Genomic DNA, 24,268 nt, shown 5'->3' on the forward strand with positions numbered 1-24,268 from the left:
TTTTAACCAAGTCTTTATATTACAGATAAAATAACAAACAGATAAGGAGTTTTTACGCAGTAAAAGAAGTTTATTGATGTGGGTAATTCAATATTGAATTACCCACTGGATTTTATGACTATATATCGCTTTTATTTATAGTAATGACGCGTTGAGGGAATGGGATTTCAATATCAGCGTTATTAATTGCTTTATAAACACCGCCATTAATAGCCAGCTTGGTTTCGATAATTTTAGTAGTAGGTACCCAATATCGGTAGCTTATTGTAACACCGCTATCGGCAAAGCGTTCAATACCCACTTGTGATAACGGATTTTGTGCGACTAATTCGTGTGCTTTAAGTACGTCTTCAATAAGGCTAATCGCATTATCAGAGCAAGCACTATAGGCTATATCTATTTCACCTTTGACCAATGAGTAACTAAATGAGTTATGAAGTATTTCGCCCACAATATGCTTATTTGGAATGGTGATTTCTACTTTTTCTTCATTGATTAAAATAGTGTAGCCAAGCTCAATTGTTTTAACTTGGCCGCTTACATTTTTAACTTCAATAGTATCACCAACAACAAAAGGTCGAGTGGCTATAATGGCAAGGCCCGCACCATAGTTAGAAAGCATTCCTTGCAGCGCTAAACCAGCACCTAAAGATGCAGCACCAATGGCTGCTACAAATGGCGTAACGCTGATACCTATTTTGCCAAGTGCAATAATTATAACCATTACAATTAGCAGTACTTTTACCACGCTACTGACAAAGTTAGTAAGCGTAATGTCAACGTTATGACGGGTCATTAACGCGGCTACAAATTTGGCAAGCTTTTGTGCTATCCACAAACCAATGAGGACGATAAAAATAGCGCCAACAATTTGCATACTGTAGGTAACCATATACTCAGTAAGCATGGTGTAATATTTTTCAAACTGTTCGATTTCAGAACTGATCATAAAGCGCTCTATGTTAGGGCTATGTTGTATTTTTCCAACTATAGCAAAATGTTGACTAAAAATGGATATAACAGCGGTACTATAATTGCTGTTAATAAAGCACTTAGCGCCATTGCAACTGAGGAGTAAGCGCCTACTTTTGGATGCTCAGCAATAGCAGCAGCAGTCCCAATTGCATGACAAGCTGTGCCCATTGCAACACCTTGAGATTCGTGATTAAAAATATTAATGAGTTGAAAAAGCATAAAGCCAAATAAAGCGCCTAGTAAACCAATAAAAATAACTAAAGCCGCAGCAAGAGAGCTAATCCCCCCTAATGACTCAGTAACAATTAAAGATATTGGGGTTGTGACACTGAGTGCGGCAACAGATGCACTTAGCTGCGCAGGCGCATTAAATAATATGCTTAGCAAAAATGCCACAACGGTTGCGTTAACAATACCTAAGCTACATGTTGCGACTATGAGTAATAGATTTTTTCGTACGTGTGTAAACTGCTGATATAAAGGAAGTGCTAAAGCTACAATCGCGGGCTCTAATAACCAGCTTAATAATTTGCTGTGCGAGGCAAATTGCGTATAAGGCAGATTTAGGTTAATTAGTAATAAAGCGATAATACTAATACTTAAAAATACGGGGTTAGTGAGCGATTTAAATACGCTGTTTTTTATACTTTGGTTTACGGCCCTTAGTGCTAAAAATAATACAATAATAAAAGGAATACTTAGCCACCATAAATTAGGCTGTAGCTCTGAAATAGCGGAAAAAGTAAAATCAGTCATTATTTTCTCTTCCCTTAAAGTTCGCAATTACACTGCTAACAAGCAACAAGGTAGTTATAGGGACTAGCACCACAACTGAGGCTAAAAATGCCCAGTGCGATTTTATAAGGCCGAGATGTTCAATAAATCCCACACCCGCAGGAATGAAAAAGATAGGCATAATATTTAAAATAGGGGAGGCGCATGGTTTTACATGTTGCTCTTTTACAATACCCGATAAGAGTAAAACTAATAAAATAACCATAGCAAGTAACGGTGCAGGAAAGCTTCCACCAATAAAGTGCATAATGAGTTTAGCGCAGGCTAAACATAGTAAAATAATAGCGCTACTGAGCAGATATTTCATCAAAGTGGCTCACAGAAAAGATAAGAGCTTAACTTTAACAAATCAAACTCTTTTATGCATTGTGCAATAGTCTACCAGTGCTTTGTATTTGCGTAGGTTATATTCGCTTTTCCTTTTGCTTTAGCAATTGCTTTTTTAGTGTTTGGGTTTAACAATAAGCGAATTTGGCTGAAGGTTTCTTTAGCGAGTATTTTTCGTTGGTTTGGTTTATAGCTAAGTTGTGTAATGCGTTTAATTGCAGCGAGCGTATCTGGTGAACGCTCAAGTAATGTATCGAGCATGTTTTGCGTTGCTTGCTGAGTATCATCGGTAAGTTTAGTAACCAAACCTAGCTCATTTGCTTGTTGTGCAGTGATTGGGTTTGCGTGGCTTGCAAGCCAAAGTGCTTGGTCGCGCTTAACTAAACCGCTCATCATTACATTTGCGCCCATATCGGGGCACAATCCCCAACGCGCTTCCATAATGGCAAGTTTGGCATCAATATGAACAACTCTGTAATCTGCCCCCAAAGCTATTTGCAAACCACCCCCTAAACAGTTGCCATCAATTTGTGCAATAACGGGCACACTCAGTGACTGCCAGCCTAATACTACTTTTTGCGCTAAATTTTGATTGCCAGGTAACCATTTAAGCAATAATTTCACTATGTTCATTGGTGTAGCCATTACTGCAGATATATCAAGGCCTGCACAAAAATGCTCGCCATCGCCTTTTATTACCACAGCACGAATACTACGATCTCTTTTTATATTTTTAATGGCTTTGTTTAGCTCTACAAACATTTCAAAGCTTAATGCATTTTGTTTTTTTGCTCTGCTAAGCGTGACGGTTGCAATGCCATTTTGTTTTTCTAGTTTTATCATTACACACTCCTCTGACCTGTTGGTTGAGCTTATGTTGTTATAGGAATTAAGTAAAGTGACCGTATTTTTTAAATAAATGGAATTTATTGCTAAAGCCGTAGTCTTAAAGGATTGGTTTTAGATGAGAAAAGGCTAAACAATTCGGACCTAAGATAATAAAAATATTTTACGTTGTTATTTTAACTAAAATAATAAAAGTAATCTTTATATTCAATAGGTTAGGTGAGTTTTTATTTGTCGTTTTAGTTGTATGCTGAATAAAGCATGACTCGGTTACAAAAAAGTCAGTGTTTTAAGCTTTTTTTTATCAAAATGATGATGAGATTTGATAATATAGCGCAACTTAAAAGCTTAAGGTTAAGCACATATGTCGGGTCCACGTTTATATACGGTAGAAGAAGCTACTCACCAAGCTTATGATATTTTTTTAGAGTTAGCGCCAAATAACTTGAGTGAAAAAGATGTTGAAGACTTTAATGAGTTTAGAGAAGACCTAGGCTTTATTGAAGAAGACGAGCCAGATGACCAGTGGCAAGACTTTGTAGCCCTTGAAATAGAGCCAGAGCACTTTATTCAGGTGTTGGTTGGTTTAGAATTTGAAAACGATGATGTTTTGTTTGCTAAAATTTTGATTAGTCGTGATAAAGATGCTCCGTTTTGTCATATTTTATGGAAAGAAACTGAATAAGCAATACGGCTTATTTTTATAATTGTGTGCAGAGAGAGTATTGTGCGTAAGTATTTATTTTTAATTTTTTTAATAATTAGCAGCCCAAGTTGGGCCGTTGATCCATTTGAAGATTTTCATGAATATGGCAAGCTCTCTGATGAAGAAATTCATGAGTTACACAAAGGTGACATGTTCTACGGTGATACTGAATTTGGCTTTATTCTAAGTAAAGGTAACACCAATTCGACCAGTTTTAAGCTCAAAGGTAATTTATACCAAGACTTTGAAAAGTGGCGTAACCAATTTAAAATAGACTCTCTTTATAAGCGTGATGAGAACGATGAAAGCGGTGGCACTGATGTTACAGCTAATCGTATTTTTGTATCAGCGCAAGGTAACTATAAAGTTGGTGTTAAAAACTCCTCATTTTTTATTTACGGTGATTACGAAGAAGATGAGTTTAGTGGACTTGATTTTAAAAGTACGGTGGCGACAGGCTATGGTGCACGTGTATATCAAGGCTCTAAAAACAAAGTAGATATTGATATAGGACCTGGTTTATACCGTTCAGTAGCCGATGAAGATTCGGATGTGAGCGAAGATGAAATTAATAAAACCGGTTATTTAGTACGTGTTGCAATGCAGTGGGAACGTTTGGTTTCTAAGCGTACTCGTTTTAATCAAGATGTGAGTATAGAGCAGTCGCTCTCAGGTCTTAATTCTCGCTTAAAATCGGAAACCGCACTAATAAGCCAAGTGATTGGTGCGGTATCACTCAAATTTACCTACATGTATCGTTATAATTCAAAACCCGAAGATGATAAACTCAAGTTTGACTCAGAGCTGAGTGCTACATTGGTGTACAGCTTTTAAGTATTTATTTAATTTAGAGAATATTATGTATCAGCATAAACAGTATGCGGTGTTTATCTTTTTTGTATTAGCGTGGATAGGCGGTTTTGTAGCGCTTGCATGGAACTTGTTAGGCGCTGATGGACCTTTAATTATATTTGCTGGGATTTTAGTGCTGGTGGGCTTTTTGTTCCATGGTCTAACAGTAAAAGTAGATGATAAAAAAATTAGCTGGGCGTTTGGCCCAGGCGTTGCAGGGCAAAGTATTGAGCTTGGCGAAGTAGTAGAAGCTAAGGCAGTTCAAAACTCTTACAGACACGGTATTGGTATGCGAATTACTCACGATGGTTGGGTGTATACAGTATCTGGCTTTAGTGCAATACAGCTAACGCTTAAAGATGGCACTTTGTATCGAGTTGGCACAAACGATCAAAAAGGTTTACTCGCCGCTCTAAAAGAAAAGAATGTATCAATCGCGCTGTCTAGTAAGGCAAAAACTGAAACGGTTAAGCGCAACAATATGATATAAAAAAAGCGCCCTAGGCGCTTTTTTCTTGGTTTAACAGTGTATTAGTGGTCGTGACCACACCCACCTTCACCATGTACATGACCATGAGTGAGTTCTTCTTCGGTTGCATCACGTACTTCTAGTATCTCTACATCAAAGTTAAGTGTTATGCCTGCAAGTGGGTTATTACCATCTACAATAACTTCTTCATCTTGGATATCGATGATCATTACTGATTGGTCACCATCATCTGTTGATGCACGAAATTGCATGCCGACTTCAATTTCCATACCTTCAAACATCGACTTAGGTACAGCTTGCATTAGGTTATCGTGGCGTTCGCCATAACCTTCATCAGGTTCAACTTTTACGCTAAGTGTGTCGCCTGGTTGTTTGCCTTGCAAAGCATTTTCTAGGCCTGAAATTAAGTAGCCTGTGCCAATGATAAAGTGTAGTGGCTCACCACCGAACGAATTATCAATGCTATTGCCATCATTATCCATTACCGAATAATGCATTTTTACCACTTTGTTTGCCGCAACGATCATAGTCATTCCTATTTATTCATCTTCAAGAGAGTAGGGTAGAGGCAGAATGCTTAGCTCCACCTGAGGTGTGTGTTTTGCACGAAGTACCTGAGTTACATCAGTATCGTTTGGCAACACAACGAGGCCTGTTAATTTATTTGTTTGTTCATTAAAGCTTTGTGCAATAAGTTTACCCGCACGGCGCCAATTTTCGCCTAATTGGGTTTCTAAATCGGGCTCTGAAAGTATCCCTTCGCTTTGACCTGAGACTATATACATTGCACGCTTATTTTTACCTAGGTACTTCATGCGAGCCACAGTTTCTTGACCGGTATAACACCCTTTTTTAAAGCTTATACCGTCAATAGCATGTAGGTTTACCATTTGAGGAACATACTCGCCAATTGCATCTGCACTTAACTGAGGTTCACCTGCAAGCATAGATGCTTGTTGCCAAGGAGCTTCGTTATCAAGTGTAGATACGTCATCAGGCATACTAAACTGGCTATCGACCATCAATAAAACACGGTTATCAGCTAATTTTAGTGCTTTACCGCTTTCAAAGTCACACGCGCTCGCATCACCTTCAAAGTTAATATCAAGTTGTGCGAGTACATCCGATAAATCATCACCAATGAGACCAATTAATCGCTTTGAACATGCACTAATGTCAACTTTTGCAAATACGGCATACTTTTTTAGCTCAGCTAACGATTTTTCTACTTCGTTTTCGCTGCCTGTAAGGTAGTAGCTGTCTTGATAAGAAAATAATTTAAATACGCCCCAAAGTTTACCTTTAGCGCTGCAATGGCCAGCCCACAAATAATTACTGCTGGTTAATTTATTTAGATCTTGAGTGATTTGCCCGTGTAAATAAGATAATTTATCAGCACCGCAGAGGCTAATAAGTTGATGAGATAACGGACATGCATAAACGCTCGACATAAAAACCTTCTTTGCAATATAAATGAAGTGACATAATAACGCAGTTGTTACGTATGGTACAGACAAGCGCTTATTGGTGCGGGTTTATTCTTTAATGAGAGATTAATAGCTGCTAAATAGGCTTGTGTTTGTTAAACTCGAGTCAATTAAGTATGAGGTTTAAAATGGTTGAAATTCATAGTAAAGCACGTATTCGTTGGGCTTGCCGTCGTGGCATGTTAGAGCTTGATGTTTTGTTTATGCCGTTTGTTGAAGAAGCATACGACTCTTTGAGCGCAGAGCAACAGGCTATTTTTCAGCGTTTGCTAACAGAAGAAGACCCTGACTTATTTGCATGGTTTATGGGTCATCAAGAATGTAAAGATGAGCAGTTAAACGGTATGGTTTCGCTGATCTTAGACCGAGTTCGTGTATAGGTTTACAGTTACTAATAATAACGCTGACCACAAACCTATTGTGGTCTTTTTTTGCATGCTCAGTTTAATATTATGTTTATTTTTAGATTCGCTACTAGCTATGCTTTTTTGTTTGATAATTAATATATTAGCTGGCTTTTTAGTGTGGCAAAAAGTGTTGGCAATTCATCCAAACCATGGCGTTATAATTCTAGAACCCAAGCTATTTAGGTTTGAGGGTGAAGGTTTAAAAATTCAGGGTGAAATTAGTAAAAAAAGCCGTTTTTATGGCAACAATATATGGCTACATATTAAAGGTTTTAGTAACAACCATTGGCTTATAATTTCAGCCAATGGTGTTAATGAACAAAGCTATGCGCGTCTAAAACGTGCTACTTTAAGCGCGATTAATTGCGTTTTGGAGTCAAAATAGTCGGTGTTGGATTTTCATTTTGTTCAGGGTAATCAATAGTATAATGTAGGCCTCTGCTTTCTTTTCGCTCCATTGCACTTCTAATAATGAGTTCTGACACTTGTACTAAGTTACGAAGCTCAAGCAAGTTATTACTTACTCTAAAGTTTGCATAATAATCATGTATTTCTTGCTGCAGCAACTCAACCCTATGCAGTGCACGTTCTAAGCGTTTAGTAGAGCGTACAATACCTACATAATCCCACATAAATAAACGTAGTTCATGCCAGTTATGGGTAATAACAATTTCTTCATCAGAGTTACTAACACGGCTTTCATCCCAATGAGGTAGAGCCATTGGCTCTGGTGCATGTTCAATTTTACTTAAAATATCTTTAGCTGCAGCGTGGGCAAATACAATACATTCCAATAATGAATTACTTGCCATACGGTTTGCACCATGTAGGCCTGTGTAAGCGACTTCGCCAACAGCATACAAGTTATCGAGATCTGTTTTACCGTTAAAGTCGGTCATTACGCCACCACAAGTGTAATGCGCAGCAGGTACAACTGGGATTGCTTCTTTTGTTATATCAAGCCCTACACTTAGGCATTTTGCGTAAATAGTAGGAAAGTGCTCAATAATAAAGTCTTTATCTTTGTGGCTAATATCTAAATAAACACAATTAGCACCTAAACGCTTCATTTCAAAATCGATTGCGCGTGCCACTATATCGCGTGGAGCAAGTTCTTCACGACTGTCAAAATCTTTCATAAAACGAGTGCCATCAGGTCGTTTTAAATAAGCCCCTTCACCGCGCATAGCTTCTGTAATTAAAAAGTTTTGTAGCTCTGGATGATAAAGGCTCGTTGGATGAAATTGATTAAATTCCATATTGGCAACTTTACAGCCTGCGCGCCATGCCATTGCAATGCCATCACCACTTGATACATCTGGATTAGATGTATACAAATACACTTTGCTTGCGCCACCAGTGGCAAGAGCAACAAATTTAGCTGAAATGGTTTCTACCTTTTTAGCTTTTTTGTTCCACACATACATACCTTCAATGTGTGATCCTGTTTTTCCGGCGCTTTTATCTGTAATTAAATCAATAGCATTGTATTGCTCTAAGAGCGTTATATTCTTATGAATTTTAACTTGGCTAATAAGCGTGGTTTGCACAGCTTTGCCAGTAGCATCGGCTGCATGCAAAATACGACGATGGCTGTGACCGCCTTCACGTGTTAAATGAAAACGCTCTTTTCCTTTGCTATCAAACTCCATATCAAAGGGAACACCTTGGTCGATTAACCACTGTAGGCAATCGTGAGCATTGCTGGCAGTATAATGAACAGCGTCTCTGTCGCATAAACCGCCGCCCGCATCGAGTGTATCTTCAACATGAGATTCTATGCTGTCGTTTTGTTTATCAAATACAGCTGCTATACCACCTTGAGCATATAAAGTAGAACCTTCTGTAAGCGCTCCTTTACTGATCACGGTAACGTTACAATAATTAGCTAGAGATAATGCAAGTGATAAGCCTGCTGCGCCGCTACCTATAATAGCGACATCTGCAATATGATGTTTATTTTGGTTCATGTCAGAGGTACTTTGCGGTTACAATGCTCGTATAGAGCAATATTTGTTTTTAATATCTGTAGTTGTACCATATTTGTCATACTACTACGTAGTGATTTTAAAGGCTTAGCGCCGTTATTTATCATCTATTTTATAAAAAAATAATATTAAGCAGAACTTTTTATTCATAAAGAGGTCAGAGAATTTGTGAACAATGACGACAATATGAATAACAAGCAAAAATCAGACATAGGAGTACCGGCTCGAATGAGCGAGCAGGAATTAGATTTAGTGCTAGTAAAAAGGGTCCAGCAAGGAGATAAAAACGCCTTCAACCTATTAGTAAAGAAGTATCAAAACAAAATTGCAGGTTTGATCTCACGTTATGTATCAAACCAAGGCGATATTGCTGATGTAGCACAAGAGGCTTTTATTAAAGCTTACCGTGCACTTCCTAACTTTAGAGGTGACAGCGCCTTTTACACGTGGTTATACCGTATTGCCGTTAATTGTGCTAAAAATTACTTAGTAGCCCAGGGGCGTAAGCCGCCAGCAAATGATATAGACGCTGAAGATGCCGAGTTTTATGATTGTGCAGATTCAATGCGATCTAATGCATCTCCTGAAAACCTACTTTTAAGCGAAGAAGTACGCGCTGTTATTTTTAATACGATTGATAGTTTGCCTGAAGATCTTAAAACCGCAATCACCCTTAGAGAAATCGAAGGGATGAGCTATGAAGAAATAGCAGTGGTAATGGATTGCCCGGTCGGGACTGTGCGTTCGCGTATATTTCGTGCCCGTGAAGCAATAGATAACAAATTAAACCCATTAATAGGCGAGTCTTAGTATGACAAAAGCACACCTTAACAAGTTAGATAACGAAGCGTTATCGGCATTACTTGATGGCGAGCAACATCTGACAGATGCAAAAATTGCAGAGCAAGATGTAACTACGTTTGGCCGTTATGCGTTAATTGGTGATGCGATGCGTGCTCAAAAAAATAATAACGACATACATATTGATATTAGCGATCGCGTTGCATTAGCACTAGAAAGCGAGCCTGTTTATGCTGACTTTAGTCAGTCAAAAACACAGCCTCAAGCAATCACTGAGACGGTACAAGATAATAAAGTAGTGGCTTTTAATTGGCGCAAGCCAGTTGCTCAACTAGCAATTGCAGCCAGTGTGGCAATGTTTGCTATTGTGGGCGTTAATACGCTTCCTCAAAGTAACAACGAGCAACAAAGCGAAATTCCATTACTACAAACCACACCGCTGACAGGTATGGCGTCGCCAGTAAGTTACTCATCTGAGCCTGCGCTTGAAAATGCAGAGCAAGGTTTACGTGAATTACAGCAACAACGTATTGGTGCATTAGTCCTTGAGCATCAACGCCAAGCACGAGTTGCGAATTCTTTAGAAACAGCGCAAACTAATACCAAAGCGTCTGAGGAAAAAAACTAATTAAATGAAAGTAATCACTTTTGTTCTGTCGTTGGTAGTAAGCTTTAATGCATTTGCCAACGACACAAATCCTGCCAAAGATTTATTACTAAAAATGGCTAATGCCGTTCACACCCGTAATTTTGACGCTTCGTTTGTGGTTGTCAAAGGTAAAACAATGGAACCCTACCGATGGGTGCATGCTTTACAAGGTGACACAGAACTTGAGCATTTAAGTTTACTTAACGGTGCTGGGCTTGAAATGGTCCGTATTGACAACCAAGTTACTTATTTTGAACCTCAGTCAGAACCATACTCCCTAAAAACAGATTCAATAGCGGGTCCAATTCCTGAAGTGCTTTTTAAAGATATAGATCGCTTAAGCGCGCACTATGATTTTGTATTAGGCGGGAAAGGTCGTATTGCAGGGCGTGCTGCTCAACTAGTTCGCATAGAATCTAAAGACGAGTATAAATATAATTATTGGATTTGGCTGGATATGGAATCGTCGTTATTACTAAAAGCCGCGTACGTTAACCATGAAGGTGAGGCCTTAGAGCAGTTACAGCTTACTCACATTAGTGTGACAGAGCAGCCAGCAGGTATGTTACTTGAAGTGCTCAATCGAAACTTTCCAACGCCTTTACCAAACGATGCACTTATAAACGAAGACAGTACAGCTACTAACTGGCAAATTAGTTGGTTACCGGATGGCTTTGAATTACTAAAATCAGACAGACATAAGCTCGATTTAAATAACGAATTAACAGACTATTACTTGTTCTCTGATGGTTTTGTTGAAATTTCGGTATTTATTCAGCGTCCATTACCGGGTAAGCGTTTAAGTGGTGCACTAACCTCTGGTGCAACGACAGTATATGTGCATAATGGCGGTAATTTTGATGTATCGGTTGTTGGTAATGTACCGAGTATGACCGCAAAAGCGATTGCTGAGTCAGTTACCCGCGCATTATAAACGATTCGTAAGGATTGTTATGATTGAACAAACCCTCACTGTTGTGGCCCTCGATGGCCACATTGCTCATTTAGAAGCACAACAAAAACAAGCTTGTGAAGGCTGCAATGGTCGTTGCGGCTCACAAGTGTTTGGTAAGCTGTTTGGCACTGCAAAAAAAACCTTCCCTTATAAATTTGAATCCTCTGTTGAAGTAGGACAAAAGGTAACCTTGTCACTTGATGATAGTCACGTCGTTAAGCATGCATTTGCGGTATACATGCTACCACTGCTTTTAAGTCTGGTTTTTGCACTGATTGCAGCGCAATTATTTATGTCTTGTGAAGGTTGGCAAATTTTAGCTGCAGCTTTAGGTGGTGTTACTGGTTTCTTTATAGCTAAAACTCGCGTGAAATCGCTAAAGCACGATATAAAAGTTATAAAAATTCACCCAATTAGTATCCCTTTAACTCAAATAGATGGTGATTGACGCCAATTAAATGTAAAATTGCCGTTTTATACCAAAGTAACTTGGAAATACAGGGAATAGTGGTTTTTTAAATTATTTTATCTAGCTGAATTATGTAAGTTAAATAAATTTAACTTATTGTTATTCAATAAATAAAATGGTTTTAATCAATATTAAAAAGCATTCGTGATGTTTGTAATTTACAAACTGAGCTTATGGCATCCTACAGCAAGTATTTTCAAGTCACTTAGGTATTCATATTTAGTCCATTAAAATAGAAGTATAGAATCCAGTTTATGAAGCATATCCGTAATTTTTCGATCATCGCCCATATTGACCATGGTAAATCGACCCTTTCAGATCGTTTGATCCAAGTTTGTGGCGGTTTAACCGACCGTGAAATGCAAAAACAAGTTTTGGATTCAATGGATATTGAGCGCGAACGTGGTATTACCATTAAAGCGCAAAGTGTAACGTTGAATTACAAAGCGAACGATGGCGAAACTTATCAACTTAATTTCATTGATACTCCAGGACACGTTGATTTTACATATGAAGTATCGCGTTCTTTAGCTGCATGTGAAGGTGCACTACTCGTTGTCGATGCAGGCCAAGGCGTTGAAGCACAAACATTAGCTAACTGTTACACCGCTATTGAAATGGAATTAGAAGTAATTCCAGTACTTAACAAAATCGATTTACCGCAAGCGGATCCTTTGCGCGTTGCAGAAGAAATTGAAGAAATTATTGGTATTGATGCCCTTGATGCAGTGCAATGTAGCGCTAAAACGGGTGTAGGTATTGCCGAAGTTCTTGAAATGATTGTTAGAGATGTTCCGCCGCCAGTAGGCGATACAGATGGACCTCTACAAGCACTTATTATCGATTCTTGGTTTGACCCATACCAAGGCGTTGTATCATTAGTGCGTATTAAGCACGGTGAATTACGCACTGGCGACAAAATAAAAATAATGTCGAATGAGCATATACATACTGCCGACCAAGTGGGTGTGTTTACACCTAAGCAAACTAACACCGGTATTTTAAGAACAGGTGAAGTAGGGTTTGTTATTGCTGGCATCAAAGAGATACATGGTGCGCCAGTAGGCGATACTATAACTCATCAAAAAAATGCGGCTCCACTTCGTTTACCTGGTTTTCAAAAAATTAAGCCTCAGGTTTATGCAGGTATGTTCCCAATTGCATCTGATGAGTATGAATCATTCCGTGATGCGCTTAATAAATTAAGCTTAAACGATGCGTCGTTATTCTTTGAACCAGAGAATTCAACTGCATTAGGTTTTGGTTTCCGCTGTGGCTTTTTAGGTATGCTACACATGGAAATCATTCAAGAGCGTTTAGAGCGTGAATACGATATTGATTTAATTACAACGGCACCTACGGTAATCTATGAGATAGTTACTAAAGAAGGTACATTCCAGATTGATAACCCGTCTGATTTACCTGCAGTAAACGATATTTTAGAAATTCGTGAGCCGATTGTTGAAGCTAATATTTTGGTACCACAAGAATACTTAGGTAATGTTATTACTTTGTGTATTGAAAAACGCGGTAGCCAAACAAAAATGACCTATCACGGAAAGCAAGTAGCTGTTACGTATGAGCTACCTATGGCTGAAGTGGTAATGGACTTTTTTGATAAATTAAAATCAACAAGCCGTGGTTTTGCATCGCTTGATTATAACTTTAAACACTTTCAAACATCAGATATGGTGCGTGTTGATATTTTAATCAATAGTGAGCGTGTTGACGCACTTGCGATTATTGTTCACCGTGATGGTGCTCAGTCTCGTGGTCGCCAATTAGCTGATGCATTAAAAGAGCTTATTCCTCGTCAAATGTTTGATATTGCGATTCAAGCAGCGATTGGACAACACGTTATTGCACGTACTACGGTAAAACAGTTACGTAAAAACGTAATTGCTAAGTGTTACGGTGGCGATGTGAGTCGTAAGAAAAAGCTACTTAAAAAGCAAAAAGATGGTAAAAAACGTATGAAGCAAGTAGGTAATGTTGAAGTGCCTCAAGAAGCGTTTTTAGCTATTTTAAAAGTTGGTAAATAAAAACAAAGGATTATAAATGGCTGGTTATTTTTCAGTTTTATTGGTGCTATTAACCTTAGGCTCAGGCTTAATATGGTTAATAGATCACTTAATGTATGCACCTAAAAGACAGGAACGCTTAGCGATAGCGCAAACGTCTGCTGGAGCTCCGTTAGATGAAGAAACTGCGGCATTAATTGCACCAGAACCAGTACTAACAGAAACAGCAAAGTCGATTTTCCCGATGATTGCAGCAATTACTATTTTTAGATCATTTATTTTTGAACCGTTTCAAATTCCATCTGGTTCAATGATGCCTACACTGTTAGTGGGTGACTTTATTTTAGTACAAAAGTATTCATATGGAATAAAAGACCCAGTTTGGCGCACTCAGTTAGTTGACGTAGGTGAGCCAGAGCGTGGTGATATTGTTGTTTTTAAATACCCTTTAGATGAAAGTGTTGACTATATTAAACGTACGATTGGTTTACCTGGCGATAAAATTGTTTATCGTGATAAACGTTTATATATTCAGCCAAACTGTAAAGAAGGCGAAACCCAACAGGGTGAGCTTTTATGTAATGAATTCAATAAAATTGATTTTAAACTAATTAATGATAACGAATTTAAACAAGGCCCAATGCCTCTAGCTCGTGTGAATGAAAATTTAACAACAGTTACGCATGATATATTAATCAACCCACAAGCGCCTGAAAGAAAAGGGCGTTACTATCAGCAACCGGGCACGCCTTCTGATGAATGGACTGTTCCTGCTGATCATTATTTTATGATGGGTGATAACCGCGACAACAGCCAAGATGGTCGCTTTTGGGGCTTTGTACCAAAAGAAAACTTGGTGGGTAAAGCTGTCTTTATATGGATGAGTTTTGAATTTGAGAATGGCCCTGATGATATTTTACCAGGATGGGTTCCAACTGGTGTTCGCTTTGAACGCCTAGGTAATATTCAGTAACGATGAAAAAAAATGTAACAGAATTATATAAAAAAATTGGCTATGAATTCGCTGATCAAGGTTTACTTGAACAAGCAATGACGCACCGCAGCCATAAAGGCCAACATAATGAGCGACTAGAATTTTTAGGCGACTCGATTTTAAGCTTTGTGATTGCCAATGCACTTTATGCCAAATTCCCTAAAGCGCGTGAAGGCGATTTAAGCCGCATGCGTTCAACACTTGTGCGTGGTCAAACACTTGCTGAGTTTGGTCTTGAATTTGGTCTAGGCGATTATTTACGCTTAGGGCCGGGCGAGCTTAAAAGTGGCGGTTTTCGTCGCGAGTCAACGCTTGCTGATGCAGTAGAAGCTATTATAGGCGCTGCATTTCTAGATTCAGGTATCGACAGTTGTGGCGATCTTATATTGGCGTGGTACCAATCACGTTTGGATGCTATTTCACCAGGGCTTAACCAGAAAGATCCTAAAACCCTGCTGCAAGAGTATTTACAAGCCCGTAAATTATCGTTACCGGGCTACACAGTGGTTGATACACAAGGCCAAGCACACAATCAAACATTCACGGTTGAATGTATTGTTGATGGAATGGATAGCATAATTTCTGTTGGTAGCTCGCGCCGTAAGGCCGAACAAAAAGCTGCTGAAAAAGCATTGAAGATACTTAAAAATGAACCTTGATACCTTAATACAGCCTCATGAACGTGATGTAGATACATTTTGTGGAATGGTGGCGATTGTCGGTCGACCAAACGTAGGTAAATCGACTTTGCTTAATGAAATCATTGAGCAAAAAGTGAGTATTACCTCACGTAAACCACAAACTACACGTCATCGTATTATGGGTATTCATACCGTAGATAAACACCAAGCGGTATACATAGATACACCGGGTCTACACGTTGAAGAAAAGCGTGCTATTAACCGTTTAATGAATCGAGCAGCGTCTAGTTCTATCGGCGATGTAGAGCTTATTATTTTTGTCGTTGAAGGCACTCATTGGAATGCAGATGACGATATGGTACTTAATAAAGTATCGCAAAGTGGTAAGCCTGTATTATTAGTTATTAATAAAATTGACCAAGTTAAAGACCGTGATCTTGTATTGCCTCATATGAAGTGGTTAAGTGACAAGTTTGATTTTGTTGGAATTATGCCAGTATCGGCAACGCAAGGTAAAAACGTTGATTTAATCAAAGCAGAGGTAACTAAACGCTTACCTCCTTGCGAATTTTACTTTCCTGAAGATTATGTAACTGACCGTTCAATGCGCTTTATGGCAGCTGAAGTTATTCGTGAAAAGCTAATGCGTTTTATGGGTGAAGAACTACCGTATTCTGTGACTGTTGAAATTGAGCAGTTTAAATGGCAAGACAACGGTATTTGGCACATCAATGGGTTAATTCTTGTTGAGCGCGAAACACAAAAACGCATGGTTATTGGTAATAAAGGCGAAAAGCTAAAAACCATTGGCCGTGAAGCTCGTAAAGACATAGAAGAAATGCTTGATAACAAAGTATTTTTAGAGCTTTGGGTTAAAGTTAAGTCGGGTTGGGCTGATGATGAACGTGCACTAAGAAGCTTAGGTTACAGTGAAGACTAAACCAAGCAGTAGCTTAGTGAATGGATAGCGACTTCTACACCGCGTATTTATTACATAGGCGTCCGTATAGTGACTCCCAGGTAATGTTAGATATGCTTGTAGAAGGCGTTGGTCAGTTAAGAATGCTGGCCCGAATTAGTGGTCGCCAGGCCACTAAACATAAAGCACAACTTCAGCCGTTCCAGGCACTCCTTGTTAATTACAGTGGCAAGTACGATTTAAAATATATCAATAAGTTTGAACTGCATGGTAACCCGCACTTTTTAAAAGGTGATGAGCTTTATTGTGGTTTTTATTTGAACGAACTGACTAACCGCATCGTTCCTGTTAATGAGCCAATTGAACAAGTATTTGAGCTATATAAATCCCACCTAGGAAACCTAAACAGCGGAGCCAATTTACAAGAAGTGCTTCGCTCGTACGAATTTCAATTATTGGAATTACTCGGTTATGGCGTGGATTTTAGTTTTGATGCCAGTGGTGAACCAATAGATGAAAAGCAGACGTATAGTTATTTCCCCGAACTTGGTTTTTTAGTACAAGAAGATACGCGTTCTGGATTTAGTGGCAAACAACTCAACGCCATAGCAAATCATGACTTTAGCCAAAGTGATGTGCTATATATGGCAAAGCAATTAAGTCGCTATTTATTAAAACCCTTATTAGGTAGTAAACCATTAAAAAGCCGTGAGCTATTTATGGCCTCTCAATAAACGTAATTTTACAGGTAAGAAAATGAAAGATATTCTTTTGGGTGTAAACGTAGATCATATTGCAACACTTCGTCAAGCGCGTGGAACAAGTTACCCAGATCCAGCGCATGCAGCCAGTGTAGCAGAGCATGCAGGCGCAGACGGTATTACGATTCACTTACGTGAAGACAGACGCCATATTCAAGATCGCGACGTTTATGTGATGGCTAAAACTATCCAAACTCGCATGAATCTTGAAACCGCTGTTACCGATGAAATGATACAGATAGCGCTTGAAGTAAAACCCGAGTACGTGTGTTTAGTACCTGAAAAGCGCGAAGAGTTAACCACCGAGGGCGGCTTAGATGTAGCGGGTAATATAGATAAAATTAAAGCCGCAACAAAAACGCTTACCGACGCGGGTATTAAAGTATCGCTATTTATTGATGCAGATAAAGCACAATTAGATGCAGCTAAAGAATGTGGTGCTCCTTATGTAGAAATACACACAGGCGCGTATGCTGATGCAACAAATGATACTGATTTACACAAAGAGTTAGAGCATATTCGTGAAGGTGTTAAATACGCAGCAAGCTTAGGTTTGATTGTTAACGCTGGCCATGGTCTTCATTACCATAACGTTAAACCCATTGCCGCGATGCCTGAGATTTATGAGCTAAATATTGGCCACGCTATTATTGCTCGTGCAGCGATAGATGGGCTCGATAAAGCCGTACGCGACATGAAACGATTAATGATTGAAGCAAGAATGTAATACGAATCTACATAAGTATTTAAAAAGCTTAATTAAAAAAACGCGGTTAATGCCGCGTTTTTTTGTATCTAAAATTCAAAGCTTATCTTTGTAGCTCAGTTACGCTTGCATCAGCAAGTAAGTTTTCAAGCTCGTCCTGTAACTCAAATAATTCAGGTTCAATATTCTCTAACAAGCATTTATTTTTAAGTGATGTTTCAATTGTTTCTGCGAGTGATTTAAGTTTTGGTACACCAGTGTAACAACATGCGCCATGAAACTTGTGGACAATACTTAGGACTTGCTGACAATCATTACTCTCTATCGCTTTAGCAAGCAATGTAAGAGTTTCAGGGACGCTTAGAAGTAGCATATTAAGCATCTCTAGCGCTAACTCGCTCTTTCCTCCAGCACGCTGCAGGGCTTGTGCCCAATCAATTCGACTACTTTGAAATGGAGCCGGGCTTTGTGGTGTATCTGTTTTAGCTTTATCGCGATTAACCGGGGTCTGTGGACTATGATCGCTAATAATTTGTTTAAGCATATCTTCATCAATAGGCTTAGTTAAATAGCCTTTAAAGCCATCTTTTAGTAGTTGCTCTTTTTCGCTTTGAAGGGCGTGTGCCGTTACAGCTATAATTGGTGTATCTTCATTAAGTGATGATTCTTGTATAAGCTTGCATGCGGTTATACCGTCCATAATTGGCATCTGAATATCCATAAAAATTATGTCGTATTTATGACTTTTACTTAAGCTGTATGCTTGTGAACCATTATGTGCCGTTTCTATTACTTCAATCTGTTCACTTAATAAAGTATGGAGAAGTTTTAAGTTGGCATCGTTATCATCAACAACTAATACTTTTAACGGCAGCAAAGCTTGATCGTTTTGTTCAATATTATGAGTAGGGTGGTCAAGCCTGTAAGGTGCAGCAAGTACTTCACATAACTTACGGTGATTAAGTGGTTTACTTAAACACGCATCAGCACCGCTGCCTATAAAGGCTTCTCGCATATTGTGCGATACAGTATTAAGCATTAAATATAAGTAATCAGTAGATTCACGCACGGCTTTTACATAGCTTTTTAGTTGCTGCATATCATCAACTGATGCCATATGGCCAATTAAGCAAACATCATATTTATGTTCAGTATTTTTTATAGCGTCTAAAAAGCTAGTCTCGTTAAAACATGCCGTTACGCTTGATTCCCATTGAGTCAATAACGAAAGTACAGCGTGATGTGTATGCTCGTGTGGCTCTAAATACAAAATACGTTTACCAATGAGCGATTTAGTCGGTAAGTCGTTAGTAAATACATGATTGGGCAAACTAAACACACTATTGAATGTAAAACAGGTACCGTTACCTGGTGCAGAGTTTAATGTTATGCGGCCATTCATCGCTTCAACAATATGCTTAGTAATAATGAGGCCAAGACCTGTACCACCAAACTTACGTGTAATGCTTGAGTCTGCTTGCCCAAATGGAGTAAATAAAGAGTCTTGCTTATCCATAGGTATACCCACGCCAGTATCTGTTACTGACACAAGTAAAGAGGTGCGTTCGTCGTCGAGTAACCGATGGCTTATGTCGACCTTAATGGAGCCTTTTTCAGTAAATTTAATCGCATTACTTAATAGGTTTATCAGCACTTGTTTAAAGCGAGTGGGATCGCCCGTTAAGTCATCTGGTACTTGTTGGTTAATGTAAATGGATAGCTCTAATTGCTTATCGTGTGCGCTAGGAGCGAGTAGCGTCATCACTTCATTTACAGCATCACGAAGTTGAAACTGAATCGACTCAAGTTCCATTGCACCCGCTTCTAGTTTGGAGAAATCTAGAATGTCGCTAATAATAGTCATTAAACTATTTGCTGATAGCATAATAGTATCGAGATAATCTTTTTGATGCTTGTTTAGTGGTGTTTTATAAAGCTGGCGTGTAAATCCAATAACACCATTTAACGGAGTACGAAGTTCGTGACTCATTTTAGCTAAAAAGTCTGATTTTACGCGGTTAGCATCTTGAGCTTCTTTTTTTGCAAATGAGAGCTCTATATTTGAAGTTTCGTATTGCTCTAGTGTTTCGCGGTAGTCGCTAGTTGCTTGGTCAATATTTTTTTGCATTTCATCTTTTTGCATCACCATAGTGTGAGCAATGGTATTTAAGCCTTCTCGCAATAGCTCAAATTCACCTATCATGTTGTCGTTAAGGCCAGTACTTCTTTTACCTTCGACTAACTTGTCGGTTGCAAGTACTAACTTATTAAGCGGCGTCATAAACATGCGGCTTAACCTTAAAGCTAAAATTGCTGCAAATACCAATGATAAAATAATTACAATACCGCTAATTAATAAAGCACGTTGCTGCCCTATAACAGCTTGGTCTTTGTTTAGCTGTATAATAACGGTGCCCAGAGATGACTGAAAAGCAGATGGATCCCATTTAGAGTCGTGACTTGTATGGTTAATAATGGGCGTGAAGAATGTAACAAGCTCATCTGACTTTTGCACGTGGGTCGTTTTTAAATTTATGAGCGTCTTTTGATTAATTAACTTTTCAAATGAGCGGTGATAATTACTCGTCATTAATAGCGCATTATTTTTATCAAAAATTGCAATCGACTTAATTGTAGGGGAGTGCTTGTTATGTGTGTAGCTTATAAGGCGATTCAATAGCTGTTTGTTTTTTTCGAGCATGGGTTGCTCAAGCGCAATAGCAAGGGGCTCAGAAATAGTAGTACCTTGCTGATATAAAATTTCATCAAGCTCAATGTAACGATTTATTGTAAAATAGCCACCAAGTAGTAATCCTATGATCACCGTTGGGATCAGGGTCAGTGTTAAAACAGAATCGCGTAAGCCTAATTTGGTCATAATGGGAGCGTTTTATCGTTATTAGTATGATTTGAGTATATACGGTTCAACACGCATTCTAAAGCATCTAAATATAGGTGCTTCATAAATAAACTGAAGGTAATGCCTAATGGCGCAAATTTTTAAAGCGAAAAAAAAACCGCTTAAGCAACAAACATTAGAATTAAATATAACGGGAATGGATCATCAAGGGCGTGGCATTGCGAAGCATAATAATAAAGTATGCTTTGTAAGCGGTGCATTACCAAATGAAACAGTTAAAGCAATGCTCGTCGAAGATAAAGCTAAATACAGCAGTGCAAAAGTAATTAAAGTTATTAAAGCGAGTGAATCAAGAGTAGACGCTTTTTGTGAGCACTATAATCAGTGTGGTGGCTGCCAATTACAGCATTTAGAAGTAAGCCAACAAGTTGTAGAAAAACAAACTGCAGTTACTCAGCTATTTAGTAAGTTTGCTAAATTAAACAGCTTAAACTGGCAAGCTCCATTATTAAGTAAGTCTGTGCATTACAGGCGCAGCGCTCGCATAGCCGTTATGTTTGATAAAGCAGCAAAAAAAATGCGTGTTGGTTACAGAGCCAGTGGTTCAAAAAATATTGTCAGTATTAATAAATGTGCAGTACTTGATGAAGTATTTGCAGATGTTTTTACACTTTTTGATGGTTTAATTAATCAACACAAAGCGCTGCACAGTATAAGCCATTTACAGTTATGCCAAAGTGATGAGAAAAACTTTGTTGTTATTCGTCACACTAAAGCAATTAACGATGATACAAAGGCTTTGGTTGAGCACATAACAAAAAGCCAACAGTTTGAAGTTGTATGGCAAAGCGAGAGCGATGTAATTGAGCATTCACACTTAGCCATGCCGTTTTATTATCTTAAAGAGTTTGATCTAAAATTTGAATTTGGTTTAGGTAATTTTATTCAGGTAAATGCGCAAGTTAACGAAGCTATGTTAAAGCAAGCCGCAAATTGGCTTGATTTAAAAGGTGATGAAAATTTATTGGATTTATTTTGTGGCATTGGTAATTTCTCATTAGTGTTGGCAAAACAAGCAAAATCTGTAATTGGCGTAGAAGGTGTGACTTCAGCGGTTGCAATGGCTGCTCAAAATGCGCAAACTAACTCTATTACCAATGCGCAGTTTCATTGCTTTGATTTAACGCAAAGCATACAGAGCGCCCCATGGTTTAGTAAAAACTTAGATGTGCTTGTACTCGATCCATCTAGGACTGGTGCAATGGCTGTATTAGAGCAATTATCTTTAAAGCAGTTTAAAACTATTTTATATGTCTCTTGTGACCCTGTTACTTTAGCCCGTGACAGCGCAATTATTTCACAAGCTGGCTTTGATCTTAATAAAATTGGGCTAATGAATATGTTCCCTCATACAGGGCATATTGAAACTATGGCGTTATTTCAACGGAGGTAGAACGCATTATGGTAGCTACACGACAATCACATCAACAAGATGAGACAACAGATTTTAGCACTCGGCTTTTATTTCTTGCCTTGTCTGAAGAAAAAACAGAGCTACTTACTAAAGCGCAAGCGCTCTGCGTAAAATGTGATAATGAAAGCAGGCAAACTACTGCAATCGAAATGGTTGAAATTTTAGCTGAGCTAAATCTCGACCCCGAATCGTTAGCTACTGCGTATTTAACCCCGTATTTTTTAAACGATTTAATATCATTAGAAACCATAGAAGAGCAGCTTGGTAGTAATATAGCCATGCTGTTAACTGGGGTTGCACAAATGGCCACTATTAGTACTTTATCGCATCAAGGTAAAGGAACTATGCAAGTTGATAATATTCGAAAAATGTTATTAACCATGGTTGAAGATGTGCGCGCCGTGGTCATTAAGCTTGCCGAGCAGGTATGTCATTTACGTAATGTAAAAAATGCGGATGAAGAAGACCGCGTCATTGCCGCTAAAGAAACGGCTGATATTTTTGCACCATTGGCAAACAGATTAGGAATAGGGCAATTAAAGTGGGAACTGGAAGATTTATCGTTTAGATATTTGCACCCAGGCACCTATAAAAGCATAGCCAAACAACTTGACGACAAACGTCTTACGCGCGAAGCCTATATGGAAGATATGGTTGAGCAAGTAAAAAACCGTTTAAGTGAAGCGGGAATAGAGGCCCAAGTTTATGGCCGCCCCAAGCACATTTACAGCATTTATAAAAAAATGCAGCAAAAAAACTACGAGTTTGATCAGCTTTTTGATATTCGTGCAATGCGTATCGTTGTTGAACGCCTACAAGATTGTTATGGAGCGCTGGGTATTGTGCACACCAATTGGCGTCATCTTAATAAAGAGTTTGACGACTATGTAGCAACCCCAAAACAAAACGGCTATCAGTCAATCCATACCGTGGTATTTGGGCCTGAAGGTAAAACAGTAGAAATACAAATTCGTACCAGCGATATGCATCAAGATGCTGAGTTGGGTGTGGCTGCACACTGGATGTACAAAGAAGGTGCATTACCGGGACGCGGCTCGGGTTATGAGCAAAAAATTAGCTGGTTGCGTAAGTTACTTCAATGGCAAGAAGAAGTGGTTGATGGTGGCGATTTAGCAGAAGAGCTTAAAAACCAAGTAGTAGAAGACCGCGTATACATATTTACCCCAAGCGGCGATATTATTGATTTACCACTTGGCGCTACACCGCTTGATTTTGCTTACTACATTCACTCAAATGTGGGGCATCGTTGTATTGGTGCAAAAATATTCGGCAAAATAGTGCCGTTCACGCATCAACTTACAACTGGGGATCAGGTAGAAATACTGACCCAAAAACAACCAAATCCAAGTCGTGATTGGTTAAACCCGTCATTAGGATACATTAAGTCATCGCGCGCTAGAGCCAAAATTCATCACTGGTTTAAACAGCTCGACCGCGACAAAAACTTAAGTGCGGGGAAAGAAATTCTCGACAGTGAATTACAAAAGCTTAATTTAACATACAAAGATTTAGAGCCAGCCATCAAGCGTTTTAACTTTAAAGAACTTGATGACTTAATGGTTGCAATTGGTGCGGGCGATGTACGCCTCAATCAAATGCTTAACTTTGTAAGTGATCGGACAGAAGATGAACCGGTTATTCGTATTAAAGCGCCTAGCAAAGTAACCGGTGACAAAAACGGCATAGTGGTTGATGGCGTTGGTAGCTTAATGAGCCATGTAGCCAAATGCTGTCGTCCTGTCCCTGGCGATGAGATAATAGGTTATATAACGCAAGGTCGAGGAATAGGTGTTCATAAGGAAGACTGTGATTCGTTTAATAACTTAAAAAATCAGCATCCAGAGCGTGTTATTTCGGTAAGTTGGTCTGATGATATCAACGGCTCGTACGCACTAAGTATTAAAATAGAAGCAACCGATCGTTCAGGGCTAATACGCGATATAAGCTCAGTACTTGCTAACGAAAAAGTAAATGTTTTAAACATGAACGTAAATACGGTTGAAGATAATCAGTTAGCTATATTTACGATGCAAATAGAAGTACATGACTTATCGGGTACTAATCGTGTTCTTTCTAAGTTACACCAAATTGAAGGTGTACACGATGCCAAGCGTGGTCATTAAT

General features: G+C 38.7%; 25 protein-coding genes. 17 read left to right on the forward strand and 8 right to left on the reverse strand.

What is annotated here, in order from left to right; genetic code table 11:
• Positions 1 to 118: 118 nt before the first annotated feature.
• The 4 genes from I6E72_RS01990 to I6E72_RS02005 form a co-directional block, all read right to left on the reverse strand.
• Positions 119 to 949 carry a mechanosensitive ion channel family protein gene (locus tag I6E72_RS01990; RefSeq protein WP_008167991.1) on the reverse strand — a complete coding sequence of 277 codons (831 nt, stop codon included), beginning with the start codon at positions 947 to 949 and terminating at the stop codon, positions 119 to 121.
• A gap of 38 nt (positions 950 to 987) precedes the next feature.
• Positions 988 to 1,731: an LrgB family protein gene (locus tag I6E72_RS01995; protein WP_197110891.1), complete on the reverse strand. Its 744-nt coding sequence runs from the start codon at positions 1,729 to 1,731 to the stop codon at positions 988 to 990.
• Positions 1,724 to 2,077: a CidA/LrgA family protein gene (locus tag I6E72_RS02000; protein WP_024609017.1), complete on the reverse strand. Its 354-nt coding sequence runs from the start codon at positions 2,075 to 2,077 to the stop codon at positions 1,724 to 1,726. The genes I6E72_RS01995 and I6E72_RS02000 overlap by 8 nt, the downstream gene beginning before the upstream one ends.
• 71 nt (positions 2,078 to 2,148) lie before the next feature.
• Positions 2,149 to 2,940, reverse strand: coding sequence for a crotonase/enoyl-CoA hydratase family protein (locus tag I6E72_RS02005; protein ID WP_197110893.1), 792 nt, complete (start codon positions 2,938 to 2,940; stop codon positions 2,149 to 2,151).
• Positions 2,941 to 3,307: 367 nt separating this feature from the next.
• Here I6E72_RS02005 and I6E72_RS02010 point away from each other — a divergent pair, with 367 nt between their 5' ends.
• Genes I6E72_RS02010 through I6E72_RS02020 form a run of 3 tightly spaced genes read left to right on the forward strand, consistent with a single transcriptional unit; the run spans position 3,308 to position 4,991 of the window.
• On the forward strand, positions 3,308 to 3,628 hold the full coding sequence (locus I6E72_RS02010; RefSeq protein ID WP_007581697.1) for an HI1450 family dsDNA-mimic protein: 321 nt from the start codon (positions 3,308 to 3,310) through the stop codon (positions 3,626 to 3,628).
• A 42-nt stretch (positions 3,629 to 3,670) separates the two neighbouring features.
• Positions 3,671 to 4,483 carry a DUF481 domain-containing protein gene (locus I6E72_RS02015; protein ID WP_197110895.1) on the forward strand — a complete coding sequence of 271 codons (813 nt, stop codon included), beginning with the start codon at positions 3,671 to 3,673 and terminating at the stop codon, positions 4,481 to 4,483.
• Positions 4,484 to 4,508: 25 nt separating this feature from the next.
• Positions 4,509 to 4,991 carry a hypothetical protein gene (locus I6E72_RS02020; protein ID WP_197110897.1) on the forward strand — a complete coding sequence of 161 codons (483 nt, stop codon included), beginning with the start codon at positions 4,509 to 4,511 and terminating at the stop codon, positions 4,989 to 4,991.
• Between the two features lie 41 nt (positions 4,992 to 5,032).
• Here the strand turns inward: I6E72_RS02020 and I6E72_RS02025 are convergent, their stop codons facing one another.
• Both I6E72_RS02025 and ygfZ read right to left on the reverse strand, forming a co-directional pair.
• A complete protein-coding gene (locus I6E72_RS02025; protein WP_007581704.1) occupies positions 5,033 to 5,518 on the reverse strand; it encodes an FKBP-type peptidyl-prolyl cis-trans isomerase in 486 nt (161 codons plus the stop codon).
• 12 nt (positions 5,519 to 5,530) lie between these two features.
• A complete protein-coding gene (ygfZ, locus tag I6E72_RS02030; RefSeq protein WP_010553210.1) occupies positions 5,531 to 6,442 on the reverse strand; it encodes a CAF17-like 4Fe-4S cluster assembly/insertion protein YgfZ in 912 nt (303 codons plus the stop codon).
• Positions 6,443 to 6,606: 164 nt separating this feature from the next.
• On the opposite strand from ygfZ, the gene I6E72_RS02035 reads away from it, so the two are divergent.
• Both I6E72_RS02035 and I6E72_RS19680 read left to right on the forward strand, forming a co-directional pair.
• A complete protein-coding gene (locus I6E72_RS02035; protein WP_007581709.1) occupies positions 6,607 to 6,858 on the forward strand; it encodes an FAD assembly factor SdhE in 252 nt (83 codons plus the stop codon).
• A gap of 55 nt (positions 6,859 to 6,913) precedes the next feature.
• Positions 6,914 to 7,270 (forward strand): hypothetical protein, encoded by a 357-nt coding sequence (locus I6E72_RS19680; protein WP_007581712.1) that lies wholly within the window; start codon positions 6,914 to 6,916, stop codon positions 7,268 to 7,270.
• Here I6E72_RS19680 and nadB read toward each other — a convergent pair.
• Positions 7,245 to 8,855: an L-aspartate oxidase gene (gene nadB, locus I6E72_RS02040; protein WP_007581714.1), complete on the reverse strand. Its 1,611-nt coding sequence runs from the start codon at positions 8,853 to 8,855 to the stop codon at positions 7,245 to 7,247. The two genes, I6E72_RS19680 and nadB, sit on opposite strands and share 26 nt — an antisense overlap.
• A 246-nt stretch (positions 8,856 to 9,101) precedes the next feature.
• Between nadB and rpoE the strand changes: the two genes are divergently transcribed.
• The 10 genes from rpoE to pdxJ all read left to right on the forward strand — a co-directional run bounded on the left by rpoE (position 9,102) and on the right by pdxJ (position 17,810).
• On the forward strand, positions 9,102 to 9,683 hold the full coding sequence (gene rpoE, locus I6E72_RS02045; protein WP_002958721.1) for an RNA polymerase sigma factor RpoE: 582 nt from the start codon (positions 9,102 to 9,104) through the stop codon (positions 9,681 to 9,683).
• Position 9,684: 1 nt separating this feature from the next.
• Positions 9,685 to 10,302 (forward strand): sigma-E factor negative regulatory protein, encoded by a 618-nt coding sequence (locus tag I6E72_RS02050; RefSeq protein WP_007581717.1) that lies wholly within the window; start codon positions 9,685 to 9,687, stop codon positions 10,300 to 10,302.
• A 4-nt stretch (positions 10,303 to 10,306) separates the two neighbouring features.
• On the forward strand, positions 10,307 to 11,257 hold the full coding sequence (locus I6E72_RS02055; protein WP_007581719.1) for a MucB/RseB C-terminal domain-containing protein: 951 nt from the start codon (positions 10,307 to 10,309) through the stop codon (positions 11,255 to 11,257).
• 19 nt (positions 11,258 to 11,276) lie between these two features.
• Entirely contained in the window at positions 11,277 to 11,726 is a 450-nt protein-coding gene (locus I6E72_RS02060; RefSeq protein ID WP_154903490.1) for a SoxR reducing system RseC family protein, read from the forward strand.
• A 275-nt stretch (positions 11,727 to 12,001) separates the two neighbouring features.
• Entirely contained in the window at positions 12,002 to 13,789 is a 1,788-nt protein-coding gene (gene lepA, locus I6E72_RS02065) for a translation elongation factor 4 (RefSeq protein ID WP_007581724.1), read from the forward strand.
• Positions 13,790 to 13,805: 16 nt separating this feature from the next.
• Positions 13,806 to 14,741 (forward strand): signal peptidase I, encoded by a 936-nt coding sequence (gene lepB / locus I6E72_RS02070; protein ID WP_024589998.1) that lies wholly within the window; start codon positions 13,806 to 13,808, stop codon positions 14,739 to 14,741.
• Positions 14,742 to 14,743: 2 nt separating this feature from the next.
• A complete protein-coding gene (gene rnc, locus I6E72_RS02075; protein WP_007581728.1) occupies positions 14,744 to 15,421 on the forward strand; it encodes a ribonuclease III in 678 nt (225 codons plus the stop codon).
• On the forward strand, positions 15,411 to 16,343 hold the full coding sequence (era, locus tag I6E72_RS02080; RefSeq protein ID WP_007581730.1) for a GTPase Era: 933 nt from the start codon (positions 15,411 to 15,413) through the stop codon (positions 16,341 to 16,343). Before rnc ends, era begins: the two co-directional genes overlap by 11 nt.
• Before the next feature lie 20 nt (positions 16,344 to 16,363).
• Positions 16,364 to 17,056: a DNA repair protein RecO gene (gene recO, locus I6E72_RS02085; protein ID WP_007581733.1), complete on the forward strand. Its 693-nt coding sequence runs from the start codon at positions 16,364 to 16,366 to the stop codon at positions 17,054 to 17,056.
• A gap of 22 nt (positions 17,057 to 17,078) precedes the next feature.
• On the forward strand, positions 17,079 to 17,810 hold the full coding sequence (pdxJ, locus tag I6E72_RS02090; protein ID WP_007581734.1) for a pyridoxine 5'-phosphate synthase: 732 nt from the start codon (positions 17,079 to 17,081) through the stop codon (positions 17,808 to 17,810).
• Positions 17,811 to 17,892: 82 nt separating this feature from the next.
• Here pdxJ and barA read toward each other — a convergent pair whose 3' ends face one another.
• Entirely contained in the window at positions 17,893 to 20,667 is a 2,775-nt protein-coding gene (gene barA, locus I6E72_RS02095) for a two-component sensor histidine kinase BarA (protein ID WP_007583105.1), read from the reverse strand.
• Between the two features lie 109 nt (positions 20,668 to 20,776).
• Here barA and rlmD point away from each other — a divergent pair, with 109 nt between their 5' ends.
• Together rlmD and relA are read left to right on the forward strand one after the other, a co-directional pair.
• Positions 20,777 to 22,102, forward strand: a complete 1,326-nt coding sequence (gene rlmD, locus I6E72_RS02100; RefSeq protein ID WP_121953493.1) for a 23S rRNA (uracil(1939)-C(5))-methyltransferase RlmD — start codon at positions 20,777 to 20,779, stop codon at positions 22,100 to 22,102.
• An 8-nt stretch (positions 22,103 to 22,110) separates the two neighbouring features.
• On the forward strand, positions 22,111 to 24,267 hold the full coding sequence (gene relA / locus I6E72_RS02105) for a GTP diphosphokinase (RefSeq protein WP_121953494.1): 2,157 nt from the start codon (positions 22,111 to 22,113) through the stop codon (positions 24,265 to 24,267).
• The last annotated feature ends 1 nt before the right edge of the window (position 24,268 follow it).

Source organism: Pseudoalteromonas sp. NSLLW24 (genome assembly GCF_015864725.1).
Lineage (GTDB): Bacteria > Pseudomonadota > Gammaproteobacteria > Enterobacterales > Alteromonadaceae > Pseudoalteromonas > Pseudoalteromonas arctica.

What these genes read in the sequence shown, in the direction of transcription:
- I6E72_RS01995 (WP_197110891.1), bottom strand. Translation starts at nt 1,731, where the DNA reads ATGACTGATTTTACTTTTTCCGCTATTTCAGAGCTACAGCCTAATTTA.
- I6E72_RS02025 (WP_007581704.1), bottom strand. Translation starts at nt 5,518, where the DNA reads ATGATCGTTGCGGCAAACAAAGTGGTAAAAATGCATTATTCGGTAATG.
- era (WP_007581730.1), top strand. Translation starts at nt 15,411, where the DNA reads ATGAACCTTGATACCTTAATACAGCCTCATGAACGTGATGTAGATACA.
- I6E72_RS02050 (WP_007581717.1), top strand. Translation starts at nt 9,685, where the DNA reads ATGACAAAAGCACACCTTAACAAGTTAGATAACGAAGCGTTATCGGCA.
- rnc (WP_007581728.1), top strand. Translation starts at nt 14,744, where the DNA reads ATGAAAAAAAATGTAACAGAATTATATAAAAAAATTGGCTATGAATTC.
- I6E72_RS19680 (WP_007581712.1), top strand. Translation starts at nt 6,914, where the DNA reads ATGCTCAGTTTAATATTATGTTTATTTTTAGATTCGCTACTAGCTATG.
- rpoE (WP_002958721.1), top strand. Translation starts at nt 9,102, where the DNA reads ATGAGCGAGCAGGAATTAGATTTAGTGCTAGTAAAAAGGGTCCAGCAA.
- I6E72_RS01990 (WP_008167991.1), bottom strand. Translation starts at nt 949, where the DNA reads ATGATCAGTTCTGAAATCGAACAGTTTGAAAAATATTACACCATGCTT.
- barA (WP_007583105.1), bottom strand. Translation starts at nt 20,667, where the DNA reads ATGACCAAATTAGGCTTACGCGATTCTGTTTTAACACTGACCCTGATC.
- rlmD (WP_121953493.1), top strand. Translation starts at nt 20,777, where the DNA reads ATGGCGCAAATTTTTAAAGCGAAAAAAAAACCGCTTAAGCAACAAACA.
- relA (WP_121953494.1), top strand. Translation starts at nt 22,111, where the DNA reads ATGGTAGCTACACGACAATCACATCAACAAGATGAGACAACAGATTTT.
- lepB (WP_024589998.1), top strand. Translation starts at nt 13,806, where the DNA reads ATGGCTGGTTATTTTTCAGTTTTATTGGTGCTATTAACCTTAGGCTCA.
- recO (WP_007581733.1), top strand. Translation starts at nt 16,364, where the DNA reads ATGGATAGCGACTTCTACACCGCGTATTTATTACATAGGCGTCCGTAT.
- I6E72_RS02035 (WP_007581709.1), top strand. Translation starts at nt 6,607, where the DNA reads ATGGTTGAAATTCATAGTAAAGCACGTATTCGTTGGGCTTGCCGTCGT.
- I6E72_RS02010 (WP_007581697.1), top strand. Translation starts at nt 3,308, where the DNA reads ATGTCGGGTCCACGTTTATATACGGTAGAAGAAGCTACTCACCAAGCT.
- ygfZ (WP_010553210.1), bottom strand. Translation starts at nt 6,442, where the DNA reads ATGTCGAGCGTTTATGCATGTCCGTTATCTCATCAACTTATTAGCCTC.
- I6E72_RS02060 (WP_154903490.1), top strand. Translation starts at nt 11,277, where the DNA reads ATGATTGAACAAACCCTCACTGTTGTGGCCCTCGATGGCCACATTGCT.
- nadB (WP_007581714.1), bottom strand. Translation starts at nt 8,855, where the DNA reads ATGAACCAAAATAAACATCATATTGCAGATGTCGCTATTATAGGTAGC.
- I6E72_RS02020 (WP_197110897.1), top strand. Translation starts at nt 4,509, where the DNA reads ATGTATCAGCATAAACAGTATGCGGTGTTTATCTTTTTTGTATTAGCG.
- I6E72_RS02000 (WP_024609017.1), bottom strand. Translation starts at nt 2,077, where the DNA reads ATGAAATATCTGCTCAGTAGCGCTATTATTTTACTATGTTTAGCCTGC.
- pdxJ (WP_007581734.1), top strand. Translation starts at nt 17,079, where the DNA reads ATGAAAGATATTCTTTTGGGTGTAAACGTAGATCATATTGCAACACTT.
- I6E72_RS02005 (WP_197110893.1), bottom strand. Translation starts at nt 2,940, where the DNA reads ATGATAAAACTAGAAAAACAAAATGGCATTGCAACCGTCACGCTTAGC.
- lepA (WP_007581724.1), top strand. Translation starts at nt 12,002, where the DNA reads ATGAAGCATATCCGTAATTTTTCGATCATCGCCCATATTGACCATGGT.
- I6E72_RS02055 (WP_007581719.1), top strand. Translation starts at nt 10,307, where the DNA reads ATGAAAGTAATCACTTTTGTTCTGTCGTTGGTAGTAAGCTTTAATGCA.